The sequence below is a fragment of the Bradyrhizobium sp. BR2003 genome, assembly GCF_009720285.1.
Lineage (GTDB): Bacteria > Pseudomonadota > Alphaproteobacteria > Rhizobiales > Xanthobacteraceae > Bradyrhizobium > Bradyrhizobium elkanii.
The window spans coordinates 1-25,677 of record NZ_SMYJ01000046.1 but is presented as its reverse complement, the minus strand read 5'-3'; the positions used below and the strand labels follow the sequence as shown (position 1 = coordinate 25,677).

Below are 25,677 nucleotides of genomic sequence, written 5' to 3'. Positions count from 1 at the left end.
AGAAACTCCTTCGGATCAGCGCTTGCCTTCGATTGCGATCTCGACGAGGTACGGCCGCCGGGCCGCGACAGCCTTTGCGATTGCACCGGCAATGTCGTCGGCCTTCTCGACCCTGACCGCCTCGACGCCCATGCCGGCCGCGAGATGCACGAAGTCGAGTGCGGGGCCGGTGATATCCATGTTCTGATAGGGATGCTGGGTGCCGGCTTCGAAATTCTGCCGCCACACGTCCACATTGTGCTTGAGGATGCGGTACTCGCGGTTGGCCAGCACCACGAACACGATCGCCAGCTTGTGGTGCGCGGCGGTCCACAACGCCTGGATCGCGTACATCGCCGAGCCGTCGCCGGAGATGGCGACAACCGGACGGTCCGGCATTGCGACCTTGACGCCGATCGCGCCGGCGAGGCCCTGGCCGATGCCGCCGCCACGGCCGCCGAAATAGTCGCCGAAGCCGCGATAATCGAAGGCGCGCGCGAGATCGAGGCTTGCCGTGATGCTTTCATCGACGATGACGACATCGTCGGGCAGCCCGCGACGCAGCTCTGCGGTAACGCGCGGCATCGCGGTCGGCTGGCGGTCCCAGCTTTTCTCGACGCGCGCGCGATAGGCCTCCTTCTCCTTCGCCTGCAATTCGGCCAGCGCGGCATTGCGGTTCTGCGCGGCCTGCCTGAAGTCCGCGCTCGCCTGTGCACGCACCCCCTCCGTCAAGGCACTGACGCTGACGGCGATGTCGCCGACGATACCGGCATCGAGCCGGTTGTTGAGCGCGAGGCGTTCGGCCGAGGCCTCGATCTGCAGCACTGACGCGCCGTCAGGGATGTGGCCACCAGGCGCAAACCAGATGTCCTCAAAGAACGGACCGCCGATCAGCAGCACGAGATCGGCATCGCCGAGCGCCTTGCGCACTTGCCGGGCGTCGCCGGGAAGCGACTGACGATAGCTCGGATGGCTGGTCGGGAACGGCGCGTGATGGCGGAGCCCCTCGAACCACACGGTGGCGCCGATCGCCTCCGTGAGCGCCACCAGCGCCTGCTCGCCGCCCGATCGCGCCACGTCGTCACCGGCGATGATGGCCGGCTTTTTCACCTTCAGAAGCAGGGCGACGAGCGCTTCGATGCCTTCCGGATCGGGGCGCGTCGATCGCCACAAACGATCCGGCGTCGACGCCTCCACCGCGGTCTCCTGTTCCATGACGTCGATCGGCAGCGACACGAACACCGGCCCCTGCGGCGCGTCGGTCGCCACCTTGAACGCGCGTCGCATGATCGGCGCGATCTCGTCGGCGCGCTCGATCTGCACGCTCCACTTGGTCACCGGCGCTGCCATCGCAACGAGGTCGTGGCCGAGCAGCGGGTTGTTGAGCCGCATTCGGGTATCCTGCTGGCCGGCCGTCACGACCACGGGCGAACCCGCCTTCAGCGCGCCGTACAGCGAGCCGATGCCGTTGCCGAGGCCGGGAGCGACGTGCAGGTTGGCGACGGTGACGCGTCCCGACGCCTGCGCGTAGAAGCTGGCGGCGCTGACCGCGACACCTTCATGCAGCGCCATGATGTATTCGAGTTGCGGAAATGCCGCCAGGCTGTCGAGCAGCGGCGTTTCGGTCGTGCCGGGATTGCCGAAGATATGACGCACGCCGTGCGACACGAACGATTCCATCAGCACACGACGCCCGCGCATTCGCTCCCTCTCGATTGTTCTGATCCGTTCTGCGCATCATCGGCCGGGGAGCGCCCCGTGGCAACCGTGCGAGTCGGCTGGCATCCGCGCGGCCGGCTGCGTCTTCCGCATGGCTTCGAGGCGCGAACGCGCCAGCGAGGCCGCGGCCCTGCCACTTCCGCGGCCAAAGCCGCCATGAATGGAAAGGGCCACCGTTCGGGTGGCCCTTGTTGCTTATTTCTTGAGGTTGGCGGCAAACAGCTTGGCGGCTTCGGCCTTGGATTCCTGATCGGCCTTGGCGTCGTATCTGAGCGGCAAATTGAACTTCTTGCCGAGCTCGGTGGCTTCGGGGTTGGTGAACGCGTGCACCGCGCCGGGATACTCGACGATCCGGTAATCGGCCTTCGCCGCGTCGAAATCCTTCTTCAGCGCATCGTACTGCTCGCGCTTCACGAACGGGTCGTCAGCGCCGTTCAGGATCAGGATTTTCGCCTTGACGGTGCCCGGCGCCGGTGCGGGGGTGTTGAGACCGAGCGAGGCGTGGAAGCCTGCGACGGCGGCGAGATCGGCGCCGGTGCGCGCCATGTTCAGCACCACCGCTCCGCCGAAGCAGTAACCGACGGCACCGATCCGCTGCGGATTGACCGAGGCCTGCTTGGCGAGTTGCTCGCGCGCGGCGTTGAAGCGCTGCTCCATCACCTTCGGGTTCTTCATTACCGCCCCGGAGAGCGCACCGGCATCCTTCGGGTTGTCGGCGGTCTTGGCATCGCCATACATGTCCGCGATGAAGGCCACGTAACCCTGCTCCGCGAACTTCCGCGCCTCGTTATGGATATGCGGGGTGATGCCCCACCATTCATGCACCATGACGATGCCGGGCCGCTTGGCCTGGGTCGCGTCGTCATAGACGACGAAGCCCTTCATCGTGGTCTCGCCATCGCTGTAGGTGACCGGCTCCTCCTTGACCGCTGCGTGCGCGCTCGCGACCATCGCGATGGCGCTGAGTGCTCCCACTATGTTCGTTATGATCGTTCGCATGCTGACCTCCTGCGGGTTTGGCACGACGCGACATTGGCATACCAGCGAATCCCGCGCTAGGCTTGGAAAGCGGAGCGGCTTTGCTCCGCAAGCTGCGCATCATCTCTCGAGCGCCGCCGACATTTCTGTCGGTTGCTGATGCGTGAACGATGTTGCGTCACGGTCAGCGCTTCTCAGCCGTCGTTGCTGTGCTCGTCGCGTTATCGACGAACGCAACCGGCGTGCCCTTCGCGACACCGGCAGCGACGCGCTGCGCGTCCCAGTTGGTGAGCCGGACGCAGCCGTGGGACTCCGCCTTGGAGATCTTGCCGGGATCGGGGGTGCCGTGAATGCCATAGCCTTCTCCCGAGAGGTTGATCCAGATCGCACCGACCGGGTTGTTCGGACCGGGCCTGATCGTGAAGGGCGTCTTCGATCTGACGCCCTTGAACGCGTATTTTGGATTGTAGCGGTAGGTCGGGTTCTTGTTGATCGCCGTCACCTTCAGCGTTCCGCTCGGCGTCGGCTTATCCGCGCTGCCGACCGTCGCAGGATAGAAGCCGAGCAGCTTGCCTGCCGCATCGAACGTGCCGAGCGTCTGCCGCGTCTTGTCGACCTCGACGCGCGCGATCGGCGTTGCGCTTCCGGCATCGACGACGTTCGCAACCGCAATGGTCTCGCCGGCCTTGTCGAACTTCCGTCCCGGATTGAGCGCCTGAAGCAGCGCCTCGCTCATGTGGAATTTTTCCGCGAGCGCTTCGCGCGGACTGGTGTAGCCCAGCGTCGGCAGGCTCTTCATGCTCTCCATCTTCGCCGGGATCCTCTTCACGAACGGTCCCTTCACGTCGGCATCGACGATCGTGTAGCTGACGATCGCAGGCCCGTCGCTGGCGGCGGTGAGCCTGCTCCAGAGCTCCGGCGTTATTGCGTTGTCGAAGGGCAATCCACTCGCCTCGGCAAACGCCCTGAGCGCCTTCTGCGCGTTGTCACCCAGCTTGCCGTCGATCTCGCCGGGAGAAAAATGCGCGCGGTCGAGCAGGATCTCGAGCCTGGCAATGAAGGCGCTGAGCTGACGGCGGTCCGGCAATTTTGCCGGCGGCGCCGCCTCGTCATTGATCGCGGCGGCATCGAGAGCCGCGGCCAACGCCGGCGCGGCCGACACAAGCAAAAGGACAACAGCAAAACGCGCAGCGGAAAACGGTCGGAACATCGTGCATCCCAACGTGGCTACCTTCCATAAAGCTACGGAAAGCCTCGAAGTTCCAATGCGAATAGCGGCGAAGTTCCGCCACGGAACAGCTCACCCGCGACCATGTCCGGATCATCACCGGCACCAAGGCGGAGGACTGGATCGAGCATGCTGACACGCTCGCCATTCGTATCGATTTGCGGAGCGAACGCCGTGCGAAGGCATCGGCGGCCTCTCGAAGGCGAAGGATGTCGCCTTCGTCGCGGCGTCGCCGGCGTCCGCGGTGACGACGATCATCCGCAAGACCGAGGCCGCGCGAGAGGCGGCAAGGTCGGTCGCCGGCCGCGCGCGCAGGCGGCTCGCGCTCGGCAAGGCGCGCCCGGCCGTCGTTGCCGGCAGGACAAAGCCGGCGAAGGGCCGGGCCGTTCACGTCACCTCGCGCGGACGTTCGTCGAGCTGAGGCCGCGTCACGACGCGTGCGCCGCCGCAAGCGTGGGCCGGCGATATTTCCGCTCAGGAAAATGAATGCCCTGGTGTATGTTGCCGGTCGTTTCAGATCGGTTTGCTTGCAATTTATTTTCCAGTGGGCGTTGTCATGACGTTGATCGATGGTTTGGGTTATCTGGCGTCGGCTATCGTGTTGCTGACGTTCTGCATGAGCACGATGCTGAGCCTGCGCGCTGTCGCGATATTCAGCAATCTCGCGTTCATCTGCTATGGATTGGGCGACCGGATCTACCCGGTGCTCATCCTGCATATCATTCTGCTGCCGCTGAACGTGGTGTTGCTGTTCCAGATGGTTCGGCTGCTTCGGAAAGCGAAGCGGGCTGCAGCGACGGACCTTTCCCCGAACTGGCTGCAGCCGTTCATGCAGCCGAAGCACGTCAAGGCGGGAGAAACGATCTTCCGGAAGGGCGACGACGCCGACCTGCTGTACATGGTCGTATCGGGCGAGGTCAGGTTTCCCGAGATCGATCGCGCAGTATCGGCGGGCGAACTGTTCGGCGAAATCGGGCTGTTTTCGCTCGAGCGCCGCCGCACGCAAACGGCTCAAGCTGCGACCGATGTGGATCTGCTCTGGATCAGCGACGGCGCGCTGAGGAAGCTGTGCGAGCGCAACCCGGGACTGTCGCTGTATTTCCTGCGCTTGACCGCGACGAGGATGACGGAAAACGCAGCCCGCGCAATCCGGGTCGGCGCGGTGGCGCCCAATCCGGCGTAACGTGCGCCGCCTCGCCTGCCGGCGCTACGGCGCGGACGAAGCCGCAAGGCTCGGCAGCGGCGCAAACTGCATCTCTGCAACGGCCGAGCCGGCATATGCACTGGCGATCAGGATCATGACTCGAATGGCGACGAACATGGTGCCTCCTCAGTCTTGTTGTTGGTCTCTCAATGCCAGAGACTTCTTTCCCGCCGGTGAGGAAAGCTGGTTGCCGCAACCTTGAAGGCATTGGTAAGCGGGTCGTTTACGCTCCGACGTTCATGAGTTGGGAACCGTATCGGCCGATCGACCGGAGCGCTAAACGCGCGGTTCACCGTCACCGGGCATTGTCCGCCTCAATCAAGAAGGCGCAAACACAATGCCGATTTTCAGGACGATCCTTGTTGTCGTATCGATTTTTCTTGCCGGTTTGTACGTCTACGACAGCTGCCGCAGTGATGGGCTCGCCATGCCGGTTTCGGTAAACGAAGTCCTTGCACGGCGCTGGCCGGAACCGGACGCGTTTCATCCGACGGCGGCCCCTGTGTCCGCAGCCGCCGGCAACGTGACGCCGGCCGCGCGCGTTAGGGAAACGTTTGCGATGTTCATCCCCAAAGATGCGCGACGCCATCCGATGCAGCGCAGCCTTTGACGGCCTGGAGTCAGCCCAGCGATGCGCCGGCCTTGGCGCGGCTTATTCCGAGCGTCACAATGCGCTGCAGGAGATCCGGATAGTTGAGCCCGTCATGCCCGGCGGCCGTCGCGAACTCCTGGCTCTTGGCGATTTCGGGGTTGGGATTGGCTTCGATGAAATACGGAACGCCATTGGTGGACAGGCGGAAGTCGATGCGCGCATAGCCGTCGAGCCCCAGGGTCCGGTAGATGCGCTTCGCCAGCCGTTGAATATGGGCGGATAGTTCCGGCGTGAGGTCCTCGGCCGGGCCGTCGACAATCCCGACCCGCTCCTGATAGCTGGTATCGTGCTTGACCTTTTCGGTGGCGATCTGGCGCGCGGCAGGGCCGCCCATGCTGCCGAACTTCAATTCCCACACCGGCAGCACCCGCAGCCGGTTGTTGCCGAGCACGCCGACATAGAGCTCGCGTCCCTCGATGAACTGCTCGGCGATCGCGGCCGTTCCGATCCGCTCGTGGATGAAGGCGACGCGCTCGGCGAGCTTCTCGTCGGTATCGACGATCGACGCCTGCGAGATACCCAGCGATCCATCGCTGCTCAGGCTCTTGACGATCAGCGGCAGCTCGAGACGCGGCGGCCGCTTGACCTTGCGGCGCATCGGAAACACCGCGAAGGCCGGCACCGGGATCCGGCGATGGTGCACCAGCGTCTTGGACAGATCCTTGCCGCGCGCCAGGATCAGGCCGCGCGGGTTGCATCCGGTATAGGCGATCTTCATCAGCTCGAGATAGCTCGCGATGTGCTGGTCGTACACGACGTCGTAGTGAAACTCCTCCAGCAGCGTGAACACGACGTGCGGCTTGAAGCCCTCGATCTCGTCGCGCACCGGCTTGATTTCCTCCTGCACGCCGAGCGGACGAACCTCATGGCCGGCCGCGCGCAGGGTGCTGACGACGTCGTATTCCGTCTTCCACTCGTTGATCTCCCGCGCGCTGTATCCATCGCTGGAGTCGGGCGGCACACAGTCCGGGTGCATCAGCACCAGAATGCGAAGCTGTTTCATAGCGCGATCCATTTCCGGCGCGACGGGCCGAACAGCGCGTGCATGGTCTTGGCGGTCAGCAGAATGGTGAAGTTTGTCACGAGCTTCTGCTCGGGGCCGACGGCACGCAGATTGAGCTCGCGGCAGCGCGAGATCATGTCGTCAAGCACGGCATCGAGCGTCAACTGGTTCTCGCCCGTCCACCGCGCCACCAGCTGCCTGATCTGGGCGCGGTGCCGCCTGATGAAGGCCGCGGCCGGCGGACGCCGATAATGCCGCGGATCGGCGGAGAACAGCTTGGAGAGATCGCGGTCGTAGGTCTTCGGCGGCGTGAAGGCGTAGAACGCCTGCTTCTTCCTGTAGTGCTCGGCGAGCGTTTGCTTGAGCGTATGCAGCGGATCGACCCGTTCGCGCGTCGCGAGCAGCGGCCGCTTGCCGGCGATCTCGCCCATCAGCTCGTCGACATATTCGAGCTTCTTCAGCGCGGGCCAGCCGGCATAGCGCGTCCGCCAGTTCGAGCGCGGCCGCAGCCACACCGCGAAGGTCTCGGCGAAGTCCTCGTCCGGATGGCTCTGCGCGTACCAGAGCCGAAGATGCTGGACGTAATTGCGGCTGGCCGGATTGGGCCGGTAGTAGCGCGGGTAGTGCTGCGACGACGGGCCGAACAGCTGCTGCCAGCGCCGGCGGCGCTGCAGCTGGTAGCCGTGCTGCACCGCGTGCCCCGCCTCGTGGCGGAGAATGGCCATGCACTCGGACCACGAGGCGCCCTCGACGTCGAGCATCATCTTCTTCTCGAGCTTCATCAGGCGAGGATGGGCGAGGTAGAACGGGATCGCGATGCCGGGCACATCGGCCGGGCTGAACCATTCGCTCGAGATCCATGTGTGCGGCCGCAACCGGACGCCGCGCTCCTCGAGCTCTTCGTATAGCGTATTCACACAATCGGCGAGCCAGGTGCCCTCGACGGCAACCCTCAGACGGCTGAGCGGTTGCGCGAGCAACTGCTCGTCCGTCAGCTTCTCCCAGGCAAATTTGCGGCGCGGCATGGGCTTCCAAAGCTTAAAACAAATCGGACTCTGAATGGTGTCATAGGTTGCCGCCGGCAACAACCGCCGGGCCTTCGCGCCGCGCCCCCGGCCAATGCCGGCAGCGGGCCGGACCCGGCCCGAGCGTCCGCCTTGGGCGGCGGGCAGCGCGCCGAGCCCGATTCGCCGGCTCGAGGCGACGCTCATCTTGCGTCCTAGGGCTTGACCCAGCGTTGCACGGCCGCGGCGGTGTCGGCCGGCCTGGTGTTGAAGCAGATGGCGGCATCGGGGGCGAGCCGGTGCACCAGATTGAGGATCGTCTCGAACAGCAAGAGCCGCTCCGGCGGCTCGCGCAGCCCGGCACCGATCACGACGCAGTCGTAGCGGCGCGCGTTGAGGGCCGCCGCCGTTACGGCTTCCGCCGTATCGCCGAGGTCGATCAGGCAGCTCTCGACGTCGTAGCCGAGCGTCCGCAGGCCCTCGATCTGTGCGTCGAGATAGCTGCGCACCAGTTCGGGCGTGAACTGCGGCACGACGGACAGATCGACGAAGGTCGGGTCGAGGCCGATCGCCAGCACGGATTGCTTCGTCATGGCGGCAGTTCCCATTGCGCTCCATCGTGGCCCGACCATGCCGGAGGTTTGAGTCGAAATCGCGGAGCCGTCAGCGGCAGCCATGATCCAGCGCGGCACGCGCGGCGATCGCGGCGCGCCGCTTGAGGAACTCACGCTCGCGCGAATTGCCGGCCAGCGCGGCGGCGGCCTCGAACGCGGCATGCGCCTCCGCGAAACGGCTCAGCCTGTGCAGGAGATCGCCGCGCACGCTCGGCAGCAGATGATAGGATTTCAGCGCCGGCTCATCCGCGAGGCCGTCGACGATCGCGAGCGCGGCAAGCGGCCCCTCGGCCATACCGATCGCAACCGCGCGGTTGAGCTCGATCACGGGTGAATCCAGCAGCGCGGCGAGATCGCCATACAGCGCGGCGATGCGGTTCCAGTCGGTCGCATCAGGCGTGCCGGCCGCGGCGTGGCAGGCGGCGATCGCGGCTTGCAGCGCATAGAAGCCGCCGGCGCCGCCGAGCTCGCGGGCGCGCGCCAAAGCGAGCTGCCCGCGGCGGATCTGCAGGCGATCCCACCGCGCGCGGTTCTGGTCCATCAGCAGAATCGGTTCGCCGGACGCATCGGTGCGCGCCGCCATCCGCGAGGCGTTGAACTCCATCAGCGCCAGCAGCCCGTGCGCCTCCGGCTCCGATGGTGCGATCGAGGTCAACACGCGGCCCATGCGCAGCGCCTCGTTGCAGAGCTGCGGCCGCAGCCATTCGTCGCCGCTTGCCGCGGTATAGCCCTCGTTGAAGATGAGATAGACGACCTCGAGCACGGAGGCGAGCCGCTCCGACAGCTCCTCGCCGCGCGGCGTCTCGTAGGCAAGGCCCGACTCCGACAATGTGCGCTTGGCGCGCACGATGCGCTGGGCGATGGTCGCCTCCGCCTGCAGGAAGGCGCGTGCGATCTCCTCGGTGGTGAGGCCGCAGATCATCCGAAGCGCCAGCGCGGCGCGCGCCTCCCGCGACAGGCGCGGATGGCACGCGGTGAAGATCAGCCGCAGCAATTCGTCGCCGATATCGTCGTCGAGCGCGGCATCGAAGTCGGGCATGGTCTCCTGCTCCCGCGCCAGGTCGTGCGCGATCACGCCGTGCTTCTCGGCCAGCATTCGATTGCGGCGCAGATGGTCGAGCGCGCGGCGCTTGGCGGTCGCCATCAGCCAGGCGCCCGGTTTCTCCGGCACGCCATCCGCCGGCCAATGCTCGAGCGCGGCGACCAGCGCCTCCTGGGTCAGGTCCTCGGCGAGCGGCACGTCGCGCAGCATCCGCGACAGGCTGGTGATCAGCCGCGGCTGCTCGATGCGCCACACCGCAAGGATCGTGGCCTGGATGTCGGCGGCCGTCATCGCCGCCGACCTGGATTATTGCCTTGACGCGCTTTCTTCACGCGAACCGGCGTCCACTTCGCTTGAGAACGCCCGGTTCGCGCGGTGCATCAGGCGCAGGCGGACACATCGACCTGACAGCCGCCGTCGGCGCCCGGGGTGGCGAAGGGGCGGACCTCGCAGGTCCCCTCCCAGCCCGGCATATGCTCCTTGTGCAGCTGCATGAACTCCACCGCGGCGGCGACCGCCTCCTCCTTGTTGCGGAGCTCGAAGATCGCGTAACCGCCGATCATCTCCTTGGTCTCGACGAAGGGCCCGTCGACGACGTTGAGCTTGCCGTCGGTGATGCGGACCTGGGCGCCCATCGCGACCGGCAGCAGCCCGCCGGTGTCGATCATGCGGCCCGCCTTGATTTCCCGCTCGGCAAGCCTGCCCATCGCCTCCATCAGAGCGGGCGTCGGCGGGCCCGGGGGCTGGGGGGAGGTGACGATATACATGAAGCGCATCGGAAAACTCCTGTTGGGCGAGACGCGGCGATGATCGCCGCAAGACCGGCTCGCTATGGGGAACGACGATCCGGGAGGGGGTGAATCGACAGGGGGGCGGGAATTATTTTTCGGGCAAAAGCAGATCGTACCGGCCCATCGTCGACCCTGCGAAAGCAGGGACGGCCCGGTGTTTGCAGCAAACGCCGCCGCCTACTGCTCCCGCAGCATGATCAGCGGGTCGGCGCTGTCGGGGACGCGGCGCCACTGGGCGTTGTCGTCGGCCTCGAACTGCCAGGTCTCGCCCTTGGCCGACATCAGGATCATCTGGCCGTGATCGAGCCGCCACATGGTCGGGTTGAAGGAAGCGACTGCCGGATCGCATTTGCCTTTCAGGAACACCTGGAAATTGTCGTTGCCGGCGTCGGTGTTGGTCAGCACCAGCGTGCAGATCGCCTGGCCGTTGCCGCGCACCAACGACCAGTCGCCGATCATCTGGTCCATGGACTTGGCGAGCGAGCGCGCCGCGGCAAGGTTTTGCAGGATATAGACACCCTCGTTGGTGCGCATGCCTTCGAAGATGCCGGTCTCGACCTCGGTGAAATCGATCACCGCCTCGCCGGCCGCGTTCTGCAGCCGCACGATGTCGCCGAGGCCCTTGATGCTCCAGCCGGTGATGTCCTTGGTGAAGGGCAGCGCGGCGGCGCAAGCGGGCTCGAGCTCGAGCTTGAAGCCTTGCGGCGCCGTATCGCCCTTCAGCGTCACGACGCAGGTCTTGCTGCGCTCGGTGGTGGCGAGCTCCCACTGCCCGATCATGTCCCTCTTCAACGTCGTGACGTCCTGCGCCGCCGCCGGACCGCACGCGGCCAGCAGCAGACACAGCACGGCATCGAAGCGGGACAACGACATCAGCGATCCTTGACGGGCGTTTCGGCAACCGGCGTCAGCGGCGGCTTGCCGGCGAACCAGTTCTTGATGTTGTCGACCACGAGCTGGTCCATCGCGTTGCGCGTGACCACCGAGGCCGAGCCGATATGCGGCAGCAGCACGACGTTCTGCATCGCCTTCAATTCGTCCGGCACGTTCGGCTCGGCCGCGAACACGTCGAGACCGGCGGCCAGGATGGTGCCGGACTTCAGTGCCGCGACCAGCGCCGGCTCGTCGACCACCGAGCCGCGCGCGACATTGATCAGCACGCCGCGCGGACCGAGCGCCTTCAGCACGTCGGCATTGATCATCTTCGCCGTCGAGGCGCCGCCCGGCACGATGACGATCAAGGTGTCGACCGCCTTCGCCATCTCGATCAGATCGGGATAGTGCTTGTAGGAGACGTCCTTCGACGGATTGCGCGAGTGATAGGACACCGGGACCCGCGAGGCGTCGAGCCGGCGTCCGATCGCCTGGCCGATCCGGCCCATGCCGACGATGCCGATCTTGCGGTCGCGCAGCGAGCCGACGCTGAGCGGATAATTCTGGGTCTGCCACAGCCCGGAGCGCACATAGCGGTCGGCCTTGACGAATTCGCGCAACGTCGCGATCAACAAGCCCATCGCGACGTCGGCGACCTCCTCGGTCAGCACGTCGGGCGTGTTGGTGACCACGATATTGTGATCGCGCGCATAGGCGGAATCGACGTGGTCGTAGCCGACGCCGAAGCTGCCGACGATTTCCAGCTTGGGAAACATCGCCAGCGCGGTCTTGTCGGTCGCCATCGTGTGATAGGTGACGGCGATACCGCGGATCTTGGCCATCGTATCGGGCGTCAGCCGCTCGAGGTCGCCGCGGCTCTCGGCGCGGTGCAGCACGTATTGATCGGGAAAGCCGTTTTCGAGGATTGGCCGGATCGGTCCATAGATCAACAGATCGATCTTTTCGGAAGAAATCGGGGCCATCAACTGTCCTTTCCTAACGCGCTTTCATGCCAACGCCGCAATAACAGGTGCGAAACTAGCGCCAGCAACCCATAGATGACAATCCCGGCCAGCGATAGCAGCAGAAGTGCTGCGAACATGCGGGGAATATTCAGCCGGTAGCCTGATTCAGCGATCCGGAAGGCGAGGCCCGAACCGGCACCGGCGCTGCCCGCCGCGATCTCCGCGACCACGGCGCCGATTAGCGACAGCCCGCCGGCGATGCGCAGGCCGCCGAGGATATAGGGCAGCGCCGCGGGCAGCTTCAGGAACAGCAGCGTCTGCAGCTGTGAGGCGCCATAAAGTTGAAACAATCCGGCGAGGTTGCGATCGACCGAGTTGAGGCCGAGCGTCGTGTTCGACAGCACCGGAAAGAACGCCACGATCCAGGCGCAGACGATCACCGCGGTCTGCTGCTGCAGATAGATCAGGAGCAGCGGCGCGATCGCGATGACGGGCGTGACCTGCAGCACCACAGCATAGGGGAACAGCGAATATTCCAGCCATTTCGACTGGTTGAACAACAGCGCCAGCACGATGCCGCCGATTGCGGCCGCAACGAAGCCTTCGAGCGTGGTCAGGAGCGTGACGCCGAGCGATTGCGACAGCACCGGCCAGTCCGCAACCAGTGTCTTCAGCACCAACAGCGGGCTCGGCAGCACGTAAGGTTGGATGCCATAGCCGCGGACGATGGCTTCCCAGAGCACGAGGCCAGCGGCGAACACCGCAAGCGGCAGCAGAAAACGGACGAGGTCCTGCGGAGATTTCATGCGCCCGCCTGCCCTGCATAGGATGGCGCCAGCGCGCTGGAGACCTCGCGGCAGAACGCGGCATATTCGGCCGAGGTGCGGAACTCCTCGCCGCGCGGTTCCGGCGAGGTGATGCGAAACTCGGCGCCGATCCGGCCCGGGCGGGCCGTCATCACGATCACGCGCTGCGACAGATAGACCGACTCGAACACCGAGTGCGTCACGAAGATGACAGTCTTGTGCAGGCCGCGCCAGAGCGACAGCAGGTCGTTGTTGAGGCGAAAGCGCGTGATCTCGTCGAGCGCCGCAAACGGCTCGTCCATCAGAAGGACATCCGGATCGGTCACCAGCGCGCGCGCCAGCGACACCCGCATCTTCATGCCGCCGGACAATTCGCGCGGATAGGCCCTCGCGAACTCCGCTAGCCCGACCTGATCCAGCGCCGCATCGATGCGCGCATCGGCGCTGGTCGCAGGTAGCCGCGCAAGCTTCAGCGGCAGGCGGACATTGTCGCGCACCGTGGCCCACGGCATCAGGGTCGGCTCCTGGAATACGAAGCCGATGCGGTGGCTACCGCGCTGCTCCGCGCCATGATGCGAGATCTCGACAGTGCCGGCGCTTGGCGCGGCGAGACCTGCAATGAGCCGCAGCGCGGTGGACTTGCCGCAACCTGAGGGCCCGAGCAGCGAGACGAACTCGCCGCGCCTCACATCGAGGTCGAGCGGCCCGAGCGCCCTCACGCCGCTGTCATAGGTCTTGCTGACGCCGCGCAGACGCACGGCGAGGTCGACGGCGTCGGTTTCCAGCACGACGCTCTCTACCATCGGTGGCGGGAGAATGGTGAGCGCAGCCGAGCCGCGAAAGACATCTCTCCACGCGGCGAACAATGTGACGAGCGCATCAGAGATTCGAGAGGCAGCGGCGGTCGGCGCGCGCCGGCCTCCCCCGCAAGCGGGATAGGCGAAGGAAGCCGGTGGACAAACTCCGCGGACACCATGCGCGATTGCTCTCTCCTTCGAGCGGAGAGGTCGACTGCCGATGCTGCAACAGATCGGATCATGGTCAGTTCTTCGGCCTGAGCTCGGCGCCGACCGCCTTGTTGACGAAGCGCAGCGTGTAGCCCTGGCGATAGTCGATGGCGCTCTTGACCACGCCGGCCCGCACCATCTTGTCGAAGAAGCTCGCCATCCGCTCATCGGTCATGGCGCCGATCCCGTTCTTGATGGAATCGCCGGAATCGACGATGCCGTGCTCGCGCATCTTGGCGACGCAATAGGCGAGCAACTCGTCGTTCATATCGGGATTGAGCTTCTTGATCATCGCATTGCCGGCCGAGTTGTCGCCGTAGACATAGTGGTACCAGCCGACGATCGAGGCATCGACGAAGCGCTGCACCAGGTCAGGCTTCTTGTCGACCAGGTCGCGGCGGGTCTCGATCAGTGTCGAGTAGGAGTTGAAGCCGTAATCGGCGAGCAGCAGCACGTTCGGCTTGAAGCCGGCGGCCTTCTCGACCGCGAAGGGCTCCGAGGTGACGTAGCCCTGCATCGCGGTCTGCTTGTTCACGATGAAGGGCTGCGGGTTGAAGGTGTAGGGCTTCACCTTGTTCTCGTCGAAACCGTATTCGGACTTCAGCCACTGGAAGTAGCTGGTAATGCCCTCCTTCGAGATCAAAAGCGTGAGCGGCTTCAGGTCCTCGATCTTTGTGGCCTTGACTTCGGGATGGGTCAGGAAGACCTGCGGATCCTTCTGGAACATGGCGGCGACGGCGACCAGCGGCACGTTGTTGGTGACGGCGTCGAAGGTCTGCAGCGAGTTCGCGCTCATGAAGAAGTCGAGCTTGCCCGCGATCAGCAGCATGCGGTTGTTCTCGTTGGGACCGCCGGGCACGATGGTGACGTCGAGGCCGTATTTCTTGTAGGTGCCGTCGGCGAGCGCCTGGAAGAAGCCGCCATGCTCGCCCTCGGCGACCCAATTGGTGCCGAACGAGACCTTGTCCAAGGTCTTGTCGGAGGTCTGCGCCCGCGCCGGGGCAAGCGCCGCGGCGACGCAAAGCGCGGCGGTCAAAAGGCTTGTGGTTAACGCTCGCAGCAAAAAGGCCGGGATCATGGTTGGACTCCGTCGATCATTATGGCCCATGATGGAAGGCGGGAAGACGCGGACCGCGCCCGGAGACGCGAACCCGTTATGATGTTAAACAAACTAGCCTGCAAATCCATCCCGTGAAACGCTTGTATTGAAACGACCGGCTTGATGACTTCTCAGCTTCCGCCCCGCGACTGGACCGCCATCCACTGGCCCGATATCGCCAGGGATGCGGCCGCGCGCTGGATCGCGGTGCTGCCGCTGGCCGCGACCGAGCAGCACGGGCCGCATCTGCCGCTCGGAACCGACGTCATGATCGGCGAGGCCTATCTTTCGCGGGTGCGAGAGTTGCTGCCGGCGGCCACTCCCGTCACGTTCCTGCCGTTGCAGCCGGTCGGCGTCTCAACCGAGCACATCGATTTTCCGGGTACCTTGACCTTGCCGACCAACGTGGCGCTGAAGAGCTGGATGGCGCTCGGCGAGAGCGTGGTGCGCGCGGGCGTCAGGAAGCTCGTGATCGTGACCAGCCATGGCGGCAATTCCGCCGCGATGCAGCTGGTGGCGCAGGATCTGCGCGCGCGCCATCAGATGCTGGTGGTGACCACGAGCTGGTCGCGCTTCGGCGCGCCGGACGGGCTGTTCGACGCCGGCGAATTGCGCCACGGCATCCATGGCGGCGCGGTCGAGACGTCGATCATGCTGGCGAAATATCCGCAAGCCGTGCGCAAGGAAGCGGTCGCGGACTTCAAGCCGGCGAGCGTGCAGATCGAGAAGGATCATCGCTTTCTGTCGACGCAGCGGCCGGCGCCGTTCGCCTGGCAGGCGCAGGACCTCAATCCGAGCGGCGCGATCGGCGATGCGACCAAGGCCTCGGCCGAGAAGGGCGAGAAGCTGATCGAGCACGGCGCGCGCGCGTTCTGCGAGCTGCTTGCCGACGTCGACCGGTTCGATCCCAGCGTGTTTCGCGGCCACTGACCGACAGCATTTTCGAGCAAAGCGGGTACCGGTTGGCGTGAAGAAAACGCGTCAGGACTAGAATGGCTTCGTCCGGGCAGACGCGACGAAACAATTCGCGAAACCATATTTCCGCCCCGATCTTCGAACCGGAACCGCACAGCCTCCGTCCAACGGGCATGCGGACCGCACCGGCGCCGCCCCACACAGGATGGAGTATTCCATGTCGATCAAGACCAAGTTCGCCGCTCTCGCCCTCACCGCGCTCGCCGTGACCGGCACCATCGCGTCCACGACGTCGCAGGCTGAAGCGAAGCCCTATGGCTGGGGCTGGGGCGTTGGCGCAGGCCTTGTCGGCGCCGCCGTTGTCGGCAGCGCGATCGCGGCCAGCGACGGCTATTACTACGGCGGCGGCTATCGGCGCTGCGGCTGGGTGCGCCAGTTCGACGCCTATGGCAATTACATCGGCCGCGTGCGCAGCTGCTACTACTGATCGACACAATTCCTAAGGTTGCGGATCCTGTGTTCGGCATGGGTCCTCATCCACCCCGTGTCGCAACCGACCCGTCCGGTGAATCCCCCCGGGCGGGTCAATTCTTGAACGCGGCAATCACAGATACTTCGCGACCAGCCTGAAATCGCGCAGCACGGCTCGCCCTTTCGGCCCCGCTGCCTTCAGCGTCTCCTCCAGGCTGTGGCCGATGTGATCGTGGATCAGCGCCTTCTTGGCGCTCTCGATCGCGCTCTCCACCGCCTGCAATTGCTGCGCGATCTGCGCACAGGGCCGGCCCTGCTCGATCATCTCGACGATGGTGTCGAGATGGCCATTGGCGCGCTTCAGGCGCCGGGCGATCGCAGCGTGCGGATGGTCGTCGGACATCTGGCTCTCCTATCCTCCCGGGAGGATAATCATGATCCTCCCCGGAGGATAGCGGAATCGGCTTGACAGGCCATTGTCGCGGGCGTAGTGCCCGATGATCGGAACGTTCGTTCCGCCCCGGGGGTTCTATCTCCGGAGACAAGTCGATCCACGAGCCAGCACAGAAGGCACATGGGCAGTAGCAACTCAGGCGACAGTAGACCGGCGATGCCGGGACTGGTGACGCCGCAACACAGCAAGACTGATCGCGCAGATCTCGCCTGCGTGGACGGGTGGTCGCGCCCAAGCTGACCACTGCTCCTCACCGGCCTGCCGCGACCAGCGGAAGTGGAGGTGAGCGATGTTCGAAAAGCTCGCAAAATTCCGGCAAGCAGGCCCGCGGCGCGTTGGCGAGCCGCGGCGCATGCCGCCGCCGGCCGTCATTCATTGCAATGACAACCTGCCGGGCTTTCGCCGCCTGGCGGGCCGCCGCCGCCGTCCAACCCCGGCCTGTCATTGGATCCTGATCGACGGCCGGCTGGAATGCCGTTGGATTGCGGAAGACACCAGCGGTGATCTCGATCAGCAGCGACGCGGGGGCCGGCGTTTCGGCCCGCGCGCAACAGCCACGCGCCACGCCGCGGCAAAGCCGCCGCTGTGCGCCTAGGCCGACGATGAGGGTGGGCTTGATAACGACGGTGCTGCCGCTCCCTCTCCCCGTTCTTACGGGGAGAAGGTTGGAGTGAGGGGCCGTCTCCGCATACACGGTGATAGCCGTGATCGCGGAGGCCCCCCTCACCCGGATCGCATCGGACGATGCGATCCGACCTCTCCCCGCACGCGGGGCGAGGTGAAGCGGCGCCCGCTGCTCGGTCAGAAGTAGTCGTCTTGGTTTAGGAGGCCGACATGGACGAAGGACCTAGTTGCCCCGTTGCGCGCCATCGCGGCGCAGCAGCGGGACCATTGAACCGCATGACATCTGGAAATGCCGCTGCTCACGGCAGCGGAGACGTGCGCGTCTGACGACGCCTGCGTCCCTCCCGCCGTGCCTGAGGGCGGCGAGGAGACGCGAAATGACCGAAAGCAAGACTACACAAACCGCCATTCTCGATAGCGCGCATGCCGGCGACATCCACGGCGCGCTCGGCAGTATCGCGCGCGACGACGCCGCGCCGCGCGCGACCTTGGCGGCCCGGCTGAAGACGCTGCTGGCGATCGTCGGCCCCGGCCTGATCGTGATGATCGGCGACAACGACGCCGGCGCGTTCGGCACCTATACTCAGGCCGGACAGAACTACGGCACCACGCTGCTGTGGACGCTGCTGCTGCTGATCCCGGTGCTCTACGTCAACCAGGAGATGGTGGTGCGGCTCGGCGCGGTCGCCGGGGTCGGCCATGCGCGGCTGATCTTCGAGCGCTTCGGCAAGTTCTGGGGTGCCTTCAGCGTCATCGACCTCCTGGTATTGAACGCGCTGACCATCGTCACCGAGTTCATCGGCATCACGTTTGCGCTTCATTTCCTCGGCGTCTCGCAGTTCTGGGGCGTATTGGCCTCGGCTGCAATCGTGATGCTGGCGGTCTCGACCGGCGACTTCCGCCGCTTCGAACGCTTCGGCATCGTGCTGGTGGCCGGCAGCCTGCTGCTGGTGCCCGTGATCCTGATGGTGCATCCGCCGGTCGGGCAGATCGCAGCCGACTTCTTCGTGCCGAAGATGCCGCAAGACGCCAAGCTCAGCGAGGTGATGCTGCTGATCGTCGCCATCGTCGGCACCACGGTGGCGCCGTGGCAATTGTTCTTCCAGCAGAGCTACATCGTCGACAAGCGGATCACGCCGCGCTTCATCCGTTATGAGCGGATGGACCTGTGCATCGGCATCATGCTGGTCGTGGTCGGCGCCGTGGCGATGATCTCGTTCTGTGCGGCAGTGTTCGCAGGAAAGCCCGAATTCGGCAATTACACCGACGCACTGGGGACCGCGGTCGGGCTCGAGGCATATGCCGGACGGCTGCCGGCCACCCTGTTCGCCCTCGCGTTGCTCGATGCCTGCATCATTGGCGCGGCAGCGGTTTCGCTGGCAACGGCGTATGCGCTCGGCGACGTGTTCGCGGTCAAGCATTCGCTGCACCGCAAGCCGTGGGATGCGAAAGGCTTCTACAGCGTCTATTGCGGCCTGATCGTACTCGCGGCAGTGCTGGTGCTGACGCCGGGCACGCCGCTCGGGCTGCTCACCAATGCGGTGCAGACGCTGGCCGGCGTGCTGCTGCCGAGCGCGACCGTGTTCCTGCTGCTGCTGTGCAACGACCGCCACATCCTCGGACCCTGGGTCAATTCGACCAAACTCAACCTGTTCACCGGCGCGGTGGTCGCGGGACTGGTGATGCTGTCGGTGATCCTGACCGCCGCGGTGCTGTTCCCCGATCTCGGCGAGGCTTGGATCATCGGCATCCTCGTCGGCGGCAGCCTGCTGGCACTGGCGGTCACCGCAGCCGTCAAGTTGTACGAGATGTCGTCGCGCGGAAACGCGTCCTTCCGCTTCAAGCGCAAGCCCCCGCGAGAGCCTTGTTTGATCGACCGCGACAGCTGGCGGATGCCGCCGCTCGACCGGCTGCCGCCGGCGCGGCTCAGCCCGCTGAGCCGGATCTGGATGATCGTGCTGCGCGGCTATCTCGTCGTCGCCGCCGGCCTCGTGCTGCTGCGGATCGTCCAGCTCGCCACGGTGGGGGCGTGACTGCGCTCAGTCGCGGCCAGCGAAGGAGCGCGGTCATGCTGTTCAGGTTGGCGAGCGCCATCCTGCGCGGCGCGGCCGCGCTCCATCAGAGTCGTGTGATCTCGGGTGCCGGACTGCGGACGGCGCTGTCGATGGCGCGATGCGTTGAACGGGCCGGCGCGCGAGTCGTGCTCGGCAGGGCATCGCAGCCAGCATTCATCAACACAAAGGACGAGGACAATGGCGGCGTCGATTGAACGGTCGGGTCTCGACCGATTTGCCGTAGACGCGTGGTCGATCGCAGCCGATGCGGTCTGCGGCCTCGCGCTGTTACGTGACTGTCACGGTGGCGTGCAAATCGGAGCGGTATTGGGTACGCCTCAGTTGCTATTGCGAGTTATTTGCAATAAGCAGCGGGGGATGCTAGGTGCTGATTTGGCTTTGGATGGGACGACACAGATCGGACCGGGGACGGCGGGCGATGATTTCAAATCTCGGGTGGCAAGCGGCCGCCAAATCTGCAGTGATGCCGGGCGAAACCGCCACTTGCTCGCGGAAAGCCGCGTCATGACCTGCGTCCGCCTCTTCCGGGTCCAGATCGCCGCCGGCGCAGCGCTCGGTGCGGCAACCTTCGGCGCGCCGGCGACCGCGGCCGATCTGGCCCTCAAATCCCCCGCCGCCAGGGCGGTCTACAGCTGGACCGGGTTCTATGTCGGGGCCCATGTCGGCTATGGCGACGGCACGCTGGGTCCCGGCACCAACCCGATCCTGGAACAGGGCGTGTTCTTTCCGCCCACCATCACCGGCGGGATCGGCGGCTTCCAGGTCGGATACAACAAGGAATTCGCCAACCGCTTCGTGCTCGGCGTCGAGGCGGACGCGACCTTCACCGGTCCGACCGACCTGCCGCGGCGGGTGCTCGGCCCCTTCAATTCGTCGATCGATTATGTCGGCACGTTACGCGGCCGCGCCGGCTACTCTTTCGGCACCTGGATGCCTTACGTGACCGGCGGTTTCGCCTGGGGCCACAGCCAGGTTCGGGTCAACGACGCCGCGGGCGAGGTGATCTCGGAACCCGGCCAGTACCACACCGGCTGGACCGTCGGCGCCGGCGCCGAATTCGCGGTGAGCGGCAATTGGACCGCCAAGGTCGAATACGACTATGTCGACCTGTCGCGCCGCACGCTCGGCCTCAATGACTTCGGCATGCCCGGCGTCAGCATCGACCCGCGCATTCATTTGCTGAAATTCGGCCTCAACTATCAGCTCGGCGACTCGCCATGGTCGGCGACGCCGACGCCCACCGCGCTGCCTGAATCGAGCGACTGGAGCGTGCACGGCCAGACGACGCTGCTGCCGCAGACCTATGCGTCGTTCCGTTCGCCCTATGCCGGCACCAACAGCCTTCCCGGCGCCGGGCAGTTGCAGCAGACCTGGACCACGACGGCGTTTCTCGGCGTGCGGCTCTGGGAAGGCGGCGAGTTCTACTTCAACCCGGAAACCGCGCAGGGCTTTGGCCTCAACGGCACGCTCGGCCTCGCCGGCTTCTCGAACGGCGAAGCCCAGAAGGCCGGCGCGCCGTTCCCGAAAATCCGGCCGCAGCGCTACTACTTCAAGCAGACCTTCGGCTTTGGCGGCGAGCAGGAAGACGTCGCCGACGGCCCGAACCAGATCGCGGGCAAGCGCGACATCGACCGCCTCACGCTCGTGGTCGGGCGCTTTGCGGTCGGCGATTTCTTCGACGGCAATTCCTACGCCAAGGACCCGCGCGCCGATTTCATGAATTGGGCGATGTGGGCGTCCGCGGCCTACGACTTCCCGGCCGACCTCCCCGGTTACACCCGCGGCGCGGTGGTCGAACTCAACCGCAAGGATTGGGCGGTGCGCGCCGGCGTGTTCCAGGTGCCGAACGCACCGAACAGCGACGTATTGGTGTTCAACACCGGCGGCGCGGTGGTCGAGTTCGAGGGCCGCTATTCGATCTTCGACCAGCCCGGCAAGCTCCGCGTCGGCGTGTTCGGCAACCGCGGCAACACCGGCAAATACGCCCAGGCGCTCGCGATCGAGGACGCCAATCCGGCGCTCGACATCAACGACGTGATGGCCGGCATCCGCAAGGACAATCTGAAATACGGCTTCTATCTGAACGGCGAGCAGCAGATCGCAACCGATGTCGGTCTGTTCGGCCGCCTCAGCTGGAACGATGGCCGGACCGAGATCCTGTCGTTCACCGATGTCGACCGCAGCGTCTCGGGCGGCCTGTCGATCAAGGGCAGCAGGTGGGGACGGGCGAACGACACGATCGGCATCGGCGGCGCGATCAACGGGCTGTCATCAGCGCATCGCGACTACCTAGCCGCCGGCGGCCTCGGTCTGCTGATCGGCGACGGCGCGCTGAACTACAGCCCGGAGCGGATCTTCGAGACCTACTACGCCTATCAGGTGAACAAGAACCTGACGCTGACCGCGGACTATCAGTTCATCACCAACCCCGCCTACAACGCCGACCGCGGCCCGGTGCACATCTTCACCGGCCGCGTCCACGGCGAGTTCTGAGGCGCGCCCTCTCCCCACTCAAATATATGTAGACCCCCCGGGCTTGCGGCAAGCCCGGGATCATCCCGTACAACGCGCGCCCCAATCGAACGGAGGAGTGCGGGATGCGGGAACATGCTGTGGTGATTGCCGGCGGAGGTCCGACCGGGCTGATGCTGGCGGGCGAGTTGGCGCTGGCGGGAATAGATGTTGCGATTGTCGAGCGGCGCGCGAGGGAGGACCTGATCGGCGCGCGGGCCGGCGGCCTGCACGCGCGCACCATCGAGGTGCTCGATCAGCGCGGCATCGGCGACCGCTTCGTCGCGCTGGGAACGCGCCATCCGGCGGTGCTGTTCCATTCGCATCTGATGCCACTGGATATCACCGATTTTCCGACTCGGCGCAATTTCACGCTGGGGCTCCGGCAGAACCATATCGAGCGCCTGCTCGGCGAATGGGTCGGCGAACTGGCGGTGCAGTCCTATCGCGCGCGCGAGGTGACCGGCTTCGCGCAGGACGAGGCCGGCGTCGACGTCGAACTGTCGGATGGCCAATTGCTCCGGGCGCAATATCTCGTCGGCTGCGACGGCGGCCGCAGTCTCGTCCGCAAAGCGGCCGGCATCGAATTCGCCGGGTGGGATCCGACCACGAGCTGGCTGATCGCCGAGGCCGAGATGGCCGGCGAGCCGGAATGGGGCTTTCGCCAGCACGACACCGGCACCTCGGCGATCGGCAAGGCGGAAGATGGCGGGCGGGTGCGGCTGGTACTGACCGAGCGGCAACTCGGCACCGACCGGGAGCCGACCTTGCGCGACGTCGGCGAGGCGCTGGTCGCCGCGTACGGCAGCGATTTCGGTATCCACAGTCCGGTCTGGATCTCGCGCTTCACCGACATGACCCGGCAGGCCGTGACCTACCGCAAAGGGCGCGTGCTGCTGGCCGGCGACGCCGCCCATGTGCATCCGCCGATGGGCGGCCAAGGTCTCAATATCGGCGTGCAGGACGCGGTGAATCTGGGCTGGAAGCTTGCCCAGGTAATCAAGCGGATCGCGCCCGACGACCTGCTCGACACTTACGAGGCCGAACGGCATCCGGTGGCGGCCCGCGTGCTGCGCAACACCATGGCGCATGTCGCGCTCAACCGCACCGATCCACGCACCCAGGCGCTGAACGAGATCGTCTCCGACCTGCTGCGCATGGACGAGCCGCGCAGATGCTTCGCCGCGATGATATCGGGCCTCGACCTTCACTACGATCTTGGCAAGGGCCACCCGCTGCTCGGACGCGGCATGCCCGATCTTGATCTGGTCACCGCCGACGGCCCGATGCCAGTCTTCGCGCTGCTGCACCGCGCGCGGCCGGTGCTGCTGAATTTCGGCGCGCCCGGCAGCATCGCCATCGCGGGGTGGACCGACCGGGTTCAGCTGGTCGATGCCGCGTATCGCGGCGCATGGGAGCTTCCTGCGCTCGGAGCCGTTCCGGCGCCGACCGTGGTGCTGGTGCGGCCCGACGGCTATGTGGCGTGGGTCGGCGAGGGAACGCACGCGGGACTGACCGAGGCGCTGACCAAATGGTTCGGCGCGTCCGCTGGTACGTAGCGAGCGTAGCCCCTACCCCGCCGGCTGGAACGAATCCGCGCGCGCCATCGCCCAGGCGTCGCGGAAGCGGCGGTCCTGGGTGCCTTCGAGCAGCTCGCCGGTGCGCAGCGTCGGATAGAGCTCGGCGAAGGAAGCGACCTCGGTGGTCGACCTTCGCTGCGAGAAGTGGATGGGGCGCAGCTCCTTGGTGTGCTCGAGGCCGGCGGCGGCGAGCAGCTCGGTCAGCGCGTGCAGGGTCGAGTGGTGGTAGTTGTACACGCGCTCGATCTTGTCCGGCACATAGAGCGCGCGGTTGCGGATCGGGTCCTGCGAGGTCACGCCGGTCGGGCAGCGATCGGTGTGGCAGCTCAGGGACTGGATGCAGCCGAGCGCGAACATGAAGCCGCGGGCCGAATTGCACCAGTCGGCTCCGATTGCCATCGCGCGCGCCATATCGAAGGCGGTCGCGACCTTGCCGGAGGCGCCGATCTTGATGCGATCGCGCGCACCGATGCCGATCAGCGCATTGTGGACGAAATTGACGCCCTCGCGCATCGGCATGCCGAGATGGTCCATGAACTCGAGCGGCGCGGCGCCGGTGCCGCCCTCATTGCCGTCGACCACGATGAAGTCGGGATAGAGCCCGCTCTCGTGCATCGCCTTGCAGATCGCCAGGAATTCCCAGGGATGGCCGATGCACATCTTGAAGCCGGCCGGCTTGCCGCCGGACAGTTTGCGCATCTGCGCGACGAATTCCATCATCTGCAGCGGCGTCGAGAACGCCTTGTGGTAGGCCGGCGAGATGCAGTCCTCGCCCATCGGCACGCCCCGGATCTTGGAGATCTCCTCGGAAACCTTCGCCGCCGGCAGCACGCCGCCATGCCCGGGCTTGGCACCCTGGCTGATCTTGAGCTCGACCATCTTGATCTGGTCTTCGCCCGCGACGCTCGCGAAGAGATCCGGATTGAAGGTGCCGTCACGGTTGCGGCAGCCGAAATAGCCGGAGCCGATCTCCCAGATGATGTCGCCGCCCATCTCACGATGATACGGGCTGACGCCGCCCTCGCCGGTGTCGTGGGCGAAGCCGCCCTTCTTGGCGCCGGCATTGAGCGCCCGCACCGCATTAGGGCTCAGCGCGCCAAAGCTCATGGCGGATATGTTGAAGACCGATGCCGAATACGGCCTGGTGCAGTCGGGGCCGCCGATGGTGATGCGGAATTTCTGGTCGGCACGCGGCTTCGGCGCCACCGAGTGGTGCATCCACTCATAGCCCTCGCGATAGACGTCCTCCTGGGTGCCGAATGGCCGCTTGTCGAGCACCATCTTGGCGCGCTGGTAGACCACCGCGCGGGTGTCGCGGGAGAACGGCATGCCGTCCTTCTCGCTCTCGAAGAAATACTGCCGCATCTCGGGGCGGATCTCCTCGAGCAGGAAGCGGACATGCGCCGAGATCGGGTAGTTGCGCAGCACCGCGTGGTTTTTCTGGGTGAGGTCGCGGATGCCGAGCAATGTCAGCGCGCCGAAGATGATCAGCGGGATCAGGACGATCTTGAAGACCTTGTGATCAAAAATTCCAACCAGCAGCAGCAGTGCGGTCACGACGGCGCAGATCGTCAGCACGATGAAGCGTGGCGAGAACGGAAGCAGCATCGTATCCATGAAATTCCTCCGGTCTGGCCAAATACCCTGTGGGCCGCGAGCCTAATCCAACTCGCGGAACAAGTGCACTACGGTTATACGGCCGAGCAGTCACAGATGTGACAACCGCCCGATTGGGCGGGTGCGGTTGCCAGTCAAATCGAAACGAGACCGGCTTTTGCACTGCAACGAAGGGCAGCGGATCGGATGCGATAACCTGCCGTCGCGGGCGCACTACCAAAATATCGAAAACAACCCCATGCAAAGGAGCCGGCTGCGGCCGGCACTCGACAGGGGGACTTGACACGTCGGGCAACTCACCGGCAAAATTCCACTATTCCGAAATCGTGATGTGAGTCTGCGGCTCCTCCAACCCGTCGTCCCTGCGAAACAGGCCGTGCAAAAAGGGGCGGCTTGAGTTGAAGACGAGGGGGTGGCCTCAAGCTGGACAGGGCCGGAGCGCCTTGAGCAGGGCGGGTGTCGTTTT

Annotated in this window: 25 protein-coding genes; 10 read left to right on the top strand and 15 right to left on the bottom strand. The window is 65.5% G+C overall.

Annotated features, from left to right (window positions below; translation table 11 throughout):
- Positions 1 to 15 precede the first annotated feature (15 nt).
- From E2I15_RS35930 to E2I15_RS35920, 3 genes are all read right to left on the bottom strand, one after another.
- The gene (locus E2I15_RS35930; RefSeq protein ID WP_137480989.1) at positions 16 to 1,680 is read right to left on the bottom strand and encodes a thiamine pyrophosphate-binding protein; all 1,665 of its coding nucleotides are present in this window, start codon (positions 1,678 to 1,680) and stop codon (positions 16 to 18) included.
- 213 nt (positions 1,681 to 1,893) lie between these two features.
- The gene (locus E2I15_RS35925; protein ID WP_246668215.1) at positions 1,894 to 2,697 is read right to left on the bottom strand and encodes a dienelactone hydrolase family protein; all 804 of its coding nucleotides are present in this window, start codon (positions 2,695 to 2,697) and stop codon (positions 1,894 to 1,896) included.
- A gap of 163 nt (positions 2,698 to 2,860) precedes the next feature.
- On the bottom strand, positions 2,861 to 3,886 hold the full coding sequence (locus tag E2I15_RS35920) for a L,D-transpeptidase family protein (protein WP_170991653.1): 1,026 nt from the start codon (positions 3,884 to 3,886) through the stop codon (positions 2,861 to 2,863).
- A 262-nt stretch (positions 3,887 to 4,148) separates the two neighbouring features.
- Between E2I15_RS35920 and E2I15_RS35915 the strand changes: the two genes are divergently transcribed.
- The 3 genes from E2I15_RS35915 (at position 4,149) to E2I15_RS35905 (ending at position 5,718) form a co-directional block, all read left to right on the top strand.
- Positions 4,149 to 4,325, top strand: a complete 177-nt coding sequence (locus E2I15_RS35915) for a hypothetical protein (RefSeq protein ID WP_155262588.1) — start codon at positions 4,149 to 4,151, stop codon at positions 4,323 to 4,325.
- Positions 4,326 to 4,586: 261 nt separating this feature from the next.
- Positions 4,587 to 5,087, top strand: coding sequence for a Crp/Fnr family transcriptional regulator (locus tag E2I15_RS35910; RefSeq protein ID WP_246729450.1), 501 nt, complete (start codon positions 4,587 to 4,589; stop codon positions 5,085 to 5,087).
- Positions 5,088 to 5,445: 358 nt separating this feature from the next.
- On the top strand, positions 5,446 to 5,718 hold the full coding sequence (locus tag E2I15_RS35905) for a hypothetical protein (protein ID WP_016840622.1): 273 nt from the start codon (positions 5,446 to 5,448) through the stop codon (positions 5,716 to 5,718).
- 10 nt (positions 5,719 to 5,728) lie between these two features.
- On the opposite strand, the gene E2I15_RS35900 is transcribed toward E2I15_RS35905, so the two are convergent.
- The 10 genes from E2I15_RS35900 to E2I15_RS35855 all read right to left on the bottom strand — a co-directional run bounded on the left by E2I15_RS35900 (position 5,729) and on the right by E2I15_RS35855 (position 14,943).
- Positions 5,729 to 6,763, bottom strand: a complete 1,035-nt coding sequence (locus tag E2I15_RS35900; RefSeq protein ID WP_028341789.1) for a D-alanine--D-alanine ligase family protein — start codon at positions 6,761 to 6,763, stop codon at positions 5,729 to 5,731.
- Positions 6,760 to 7,788, bottom strand: coding sequence for a putative zinc-binding metallopeptidase (locus E2I15_RS35895; protein WP_137480987.1), 1,029 nt, complete (start codon positions 7,786 to 7,788; stop codon positions 6,760 to 6,762). Before E2I15_RS35895 ends, E2I15_RS35900 begins: the two co-directional genes overlap by 4 nt.
- A gap of 194 nt (positions 7,789 to 7,982) precedes the next feature.
- A complete protein-coding gene (locus E2I15_RS35890) occupies positions 7,983 to 8,360 on the bottom strand; it encodes a hypothetical protein (protein WP_137480986.1) in 378 nt (125 codons plus the stop codon).
- 70 nt (positions 8,361 to 8,430) lie between these two features.
- Positions 8,431 to 9,714: an RNA polymerase sigma factor gene (locus E2I15_RS35885; RefSeq protein WP_137480985.1), complete on the bottom strand. Its 1,284-nt coding sequence runs from the start codon at positions 9,712 to 9,714 to the stop codon at positions 8,431 to 8,433.
- Positions 9,715 to 9,803: 89 nt separating this feature from the next.
- The gene (locus E2I15_RS35880) at positions 9,804 to 10,199 is read right to left on the bottom strand and encodes a YciI family protein (protein WP_076832680.1); all 396 of its coding nucleotides are present in this window, start codon (positions 10,197 to 10,199) and stop codon (positions 9,804 to 9,806) included.
- Between the two features lie 192 nt (positions 10,200 to 10,391).
- On the bottom strand, positions 10,392 to 11,087 hold the full coding sequence (locus E2I15_RS35875) for an AprI/Inh family metalloprotease inhibitor (RefSeq protein ID WP_137480984.1): 696 nt from the start codon (positions 11,085 to 11,087) through the stop codon (positions 10,392 to 10,394).
- A complete protein-coding gene (locus E2I15_RS35870; protein ID WP_076832688.1) occupies positions 11,087 to 12,070 on the bottom strand; it encodes a 2-hydroxyacid dehydrogenase in 984 nt (327 codons plus the stop codon). The genes E2I15_RS35875 and E2I15_RS35870 overlap by 1 nt, the downstream gene beginning before the upstream one ends.
- Complete coding sequence (locus tag E2I15_RS35865) at positions 12,070 to 12,858, bottom strand: ABC transporter permease (RefSeq protein WP_137480983.1); 789 nt, start codon at positions 12,856 to 12,858, stop codon at positions 12,070 to 12,072. Before E2I15_RS35865 ends, E2I15_RS35870 begins: the two co-directional genes overlap by 1 nt.
- The gene (locus E2I15_RS35860; protein WP_137480982.1) at positions 12,855 to 13,661 is read right to left on the bottom strand and encodes an ABC transporter ATP-binding protein; all 807 of its coding nucleotides are present in this window, start codon (positions 13,659 to 13,661) and stop codon (positions 12,855 to 12,857) included. Before E2I15_RS35860 ends, E2I15_RS35865 begins: the two co-directional genes overlap by 4 nt.
- Before the next feature lie 238 nt (positions 13,662 to 13,899).
- Positions 13,900 to 14,943 carry an ABC transporter substrate-binding protein gene (locus E2I15_RS35855; RefSeq protein WP_069280433.1) on the bottom strand — a complete coding sequence of 348 codons (1,044 nt, stop codon included), beginning with the start codon at positions 14,941 to 14,943 and terminating at the stop codon, positions 13,900 to 13,902.
- A gap of 144 nt (positions 14,944 to 15,087) precedes the next feature.
- Here E2I15_RS35855 and E2I15_RS35850 point away from each other — a divergent pair, with 144 nt between their 5' ends.
- Both E2I15_RS35850 and E2I15_RS35845 read left to right on the top strand, forming a co-directional pair.
- Positions 15,088 to 15,894, top strand: coding sequence for a creatininase family protein (locus tag E2I15_RS35850; RefSeq protein WP_137480981.1), 807 nt, complete (start codon positions 15,088 to 15,090; stop codon positions 15,892 to 15,894).
- 202 nt (positions 15,895 to 16,096) lie between these two features.
- Positions 16,097 to 16,366, top strand: coding sequence for a hypothetical protein (locus tag E2I15_RS35845; RefSeq protein WP_018269139.1), 270 nt, complete (start codon positions 16,097 to 16,099; stop codon positions 16,364 to 16,366).
- A gap of 117 nt (positions 16,367 to 16,483) precedes the next feature.
- Here E2I15_RS35845 and E2I15_RS35840 read toward each other — a convergent pair whose 3' ends face one another.
- The gene (locus E2I15_RS35840) at positions 16,484 to 16,753 is read right to left on the bottom strand and encodes a metal-sensing transcriptional repressor (RefSeq protein WP_137480980.1); all 270 of its coding nucleotides are present in this window, start codon (positions 16,751 to 16,753) and stop codon (positions 16,484 to 16,486) included.
- A gap of 340 nt (positions 16,754 to 17,093) precedes the next feature.
- Between E2I15_RS35840 and E2I15_RS35835 the strand changes: the two genes are divergently transcribed.
- The 5 genes from E2I15_RS35835 to E2I15_RS35815 all read left to right on the top strand — a co-directional run bounded on the left by E2I15_RS35835 (position 17,094) and on the right by E2I15_RS35815 (position 23,573).
- Complete coding sequence (locus tag E2I15_RS35835) at positions 17,094 to 17,399, top strand: hypothetical protein (protein WP_137480979.1); 306 nt, start codon at positions 17,094 to 17,096, stop codon at positions 17,397 to 17,399.
- 406 nt (positions 17,400 to 17,805) lie between these two features.
- Complete coding sequence (locus E2I15_RS35830) at positions 17,806 to 19,461, top strand: NRAMP family divalent metal transporter (RefSeq protein WP_137480978.1); 1,656 nt, start codon at positions 17,806 to 17,808, stop codon at positions 19,459 to 19,461.
- A gap of 35 nt (positions 19,462 to 19,496) precedes the next feature.
- Positions 19,497 to 19,697 carry a hypothetical protein gene (locus E2I15_RS35825; protein WP_137480977.1) on the top strand — a complete coding sequence of 67 codons (201 nt, stop codon included), beginning with the start codon at positions 19,497 to 19,499 and terminating at the stop codon, positions 19,695 to 19,697.
- Between the two features lie 310 nt (positions 19,698 to 20,007).
- Positions 20,008 to 21,996, top strand: coding sequence for a carbohydrate porin (locus E2I15_RS35820; protein ID WP_137480976.1), 1,989 nt, complete (start codon positions 20,008 to 20,010; stop codon positions 21,994 to 21,996).
- Between the two features lie 104 nt (positions 21,997 to 22,100).
- A complete protein-coding gene (locus E2I15_RS35815; protein ID WP_137480975.1) occupies positions 22,101 to 23,573 on the top strand; it encodes an FAD-dependent monooxygenase in 1,473 nt (490 codons plus the stop codon).
- A gap of 12 nt (positions 23,574 to 23,585) precedes the next feature.
- Here E2I15_RS35815 and E2I15_RS35810 read toward each other — a convergent pair whose 3' ends face one another.
- The gene (locus tag E2I15_RS35810; RefSeq protein WP_137480974.1) at positions 23,586 to 25,211 is read right to left on the bottom strand and encodes an FMN-binding glutamate synthase family protein; all 1,626 of its coding nucleotides are present in this window, start codon (positions 25,209 to 25,211) and stop codon (positions 23,586 to 23,588) included.
- Positions 25,212 to 25,677: the final 466 nt, after the last annotated feature.

What these genes read in the sequence shown, in the direction of transcription:
- E2I15_RS35835 (WP_137480979.1), top strand. Translation starts at nt 17,094, where the DNA reads ATGTTCGAAAAGCTCGCAAAATTCCGGCAAGCAGGCCCGCGGCGCGTT.
- E2I15_RS35845 (WP_018269139.1), top strand. Translation starts at nt 16,097, where the DNA reads ATGTCGATCAAGACCAAGTTCGCCGCTCTCGCCCTCACCGCGCTCGCC.
- E2I15_RS35825 (WP_137480977.1), top strand. Translation starts at nt 19,497, where the DNA reads ATGCTGTTCAGGTTGGCGAGCGCCATCCTGCGCGGCGCGGCCGCGCTC.
- E2I15_RS35885 (WP_137480985.1), bottom strand. Translation starts at nt 9,714, where the DNA reads ATGACGGCCGCCGACATCCAGGCCACGATCCTTGCGGTGTGGCGCATC.
- E2I15_RS35895 (WP_137480987.1), bottom strand. Translation starts at nt 7,788, where the DNA reads ATGCCGCGCCGCAAATTTGCCTGGGAGAAGCTGACGGACGAGCAGTTG.
- E2I15_RS35820 (WP_137480976.1), top strand. Translation starts at nt 20,008, where the DNA reads ATGACCTGCGTCCGCCTCTTCCGGGTCCAGATCGCCGCCGGCGCAGCG.
- E2I15_RS35930 (WP_137480989.1), bottom strand. Translation starts at nt 1,680, where the DNA reads ATGCGCGGGCGTCGTGTGCTGATGGAATCGTTCGTGTCGCACGGCGTG.
- E2I15_RS35920 (WP_170991653.1), bottom strand. Translation starts at nt 3,886, where the DNA reads ATGTTCCGACCGTTTTCCGCTGCGCGTTTTGCTGTTGTCCTTTTGCTT.
- E2I15_RS35905 (WP_016840622.1), top strand. Translation starts at nt 5,446, where the DNA reads ATGCCGATTTTCAGGACGATCCTTGTTGTCGTATCGATTTTTCTTGCC.
- E2I15_RS35875 (WP_137480984.1), bottom strand. Translation starts at nt 11,087, where the DNA reads ATGTCGTTGTCCCGCTTCGATGCCGTGCTGTGTCTGCTGCTGGCCGCG.
- E2I15_RS35865 (WP_137480983.1), bottom strand. Translation starts at nt 12,858, where the DNA reads ATGAAATCTCCGCAGGACCTCGTCCGTTTTCTGCTGCCGCTTGCGGTG.
- E2I15_RS35855 (WP_069280433.1), bottom strand. Translation starts at nt 14,943, where the DNA reads ATGATCCCGGCCTTTTTGCTGCGAGCGTTAACCACAAGCCTTTTGACC.
- E2I15_RS35925 (WP_246668215.1), bottom strand. Translation starts at nt 2,697, where the DNA reads ATGCGAACGATCATAACGAACATAGTGGGAGCACTCAGCGCCATCGCG.
- E2I15_RS35850 (WP_137480981.1), top strand. Translation starts at nt 15,088, where the DNA reads ATGACTTCTCAGCTTCCGCCCCGCGACTGGACCGCCATCCACTGGCCC.
- E2I15_RS35810 (WP_137480974.1), bottom strand. Translation starts at nt 25,211, where the DNA reads ATGGATACGATGCTGCTTCCGTTCTCGCCACGCTTCATCGTGCTGACG.
- E2I15_RS35900 (WP_028341789.1), bottom strand. Translation starts at nt 6,763, where the DNA reads ATGAAACAGCTTCGCATTCTGGTGCTGATGCACCCGGACTGTGTGCCG.
- E2I15_RS35830 (WP_137480978.1), top strand. Translation starts at nt 17,806, where the DNA reads ATGACCGAAAGCAAGACTACACAAACCGCCATTCTCGATAGCGCGCAT.
- E2I15_RS35815 (WP_137480975.1), top strand. Translation starts at nt 22,101, where the DNA reads ATGCGGGAACATGCTGTGGTGATTGCCGGCGGAGGTCCGACCGGGCTG.
- E2I15_RS35840 (WP_137480980.1), bottom strand. Translation starts at nt 16,753, where the DNA reads ATGTCCGACGACCATCCGCACGCTGCGATCGCCCGGCGCCTGAAGCGC.
- E2I15_RS35860 (WP_137480982.1), bottom strand. Translation starts at nt 13,661, where the DNA reads ATGGTAGAGAGCGTCGTGCTGGAAACCGACGCCGTCGACCTCGCCGTG.
- E2I15_RS35890 (WP_137480986.1), bottom strand. Translation starts at nt 8,360, where the DNA reads ATGACGAAGCAATCCGTGCTGGCGATCGGCCTCGACCCGACCTTCGTC.
- E2I15_RS35870 (WP_076832688.1), bottom strand. Translation starts at nt 12,070, where the DNA reads ATGGCCCCGATTTCTTCCGAAAAGATCGATCTGTTGATCTATGGACCG.
- E2I15_RS35880 (WP_076832680.1), bottom strand. Translation starts at nt 10,199, where the DNA reads ATGCGCTTCATGTATATCGTCACCTCCCCCCAGCCCCCGGGCCCGCCG.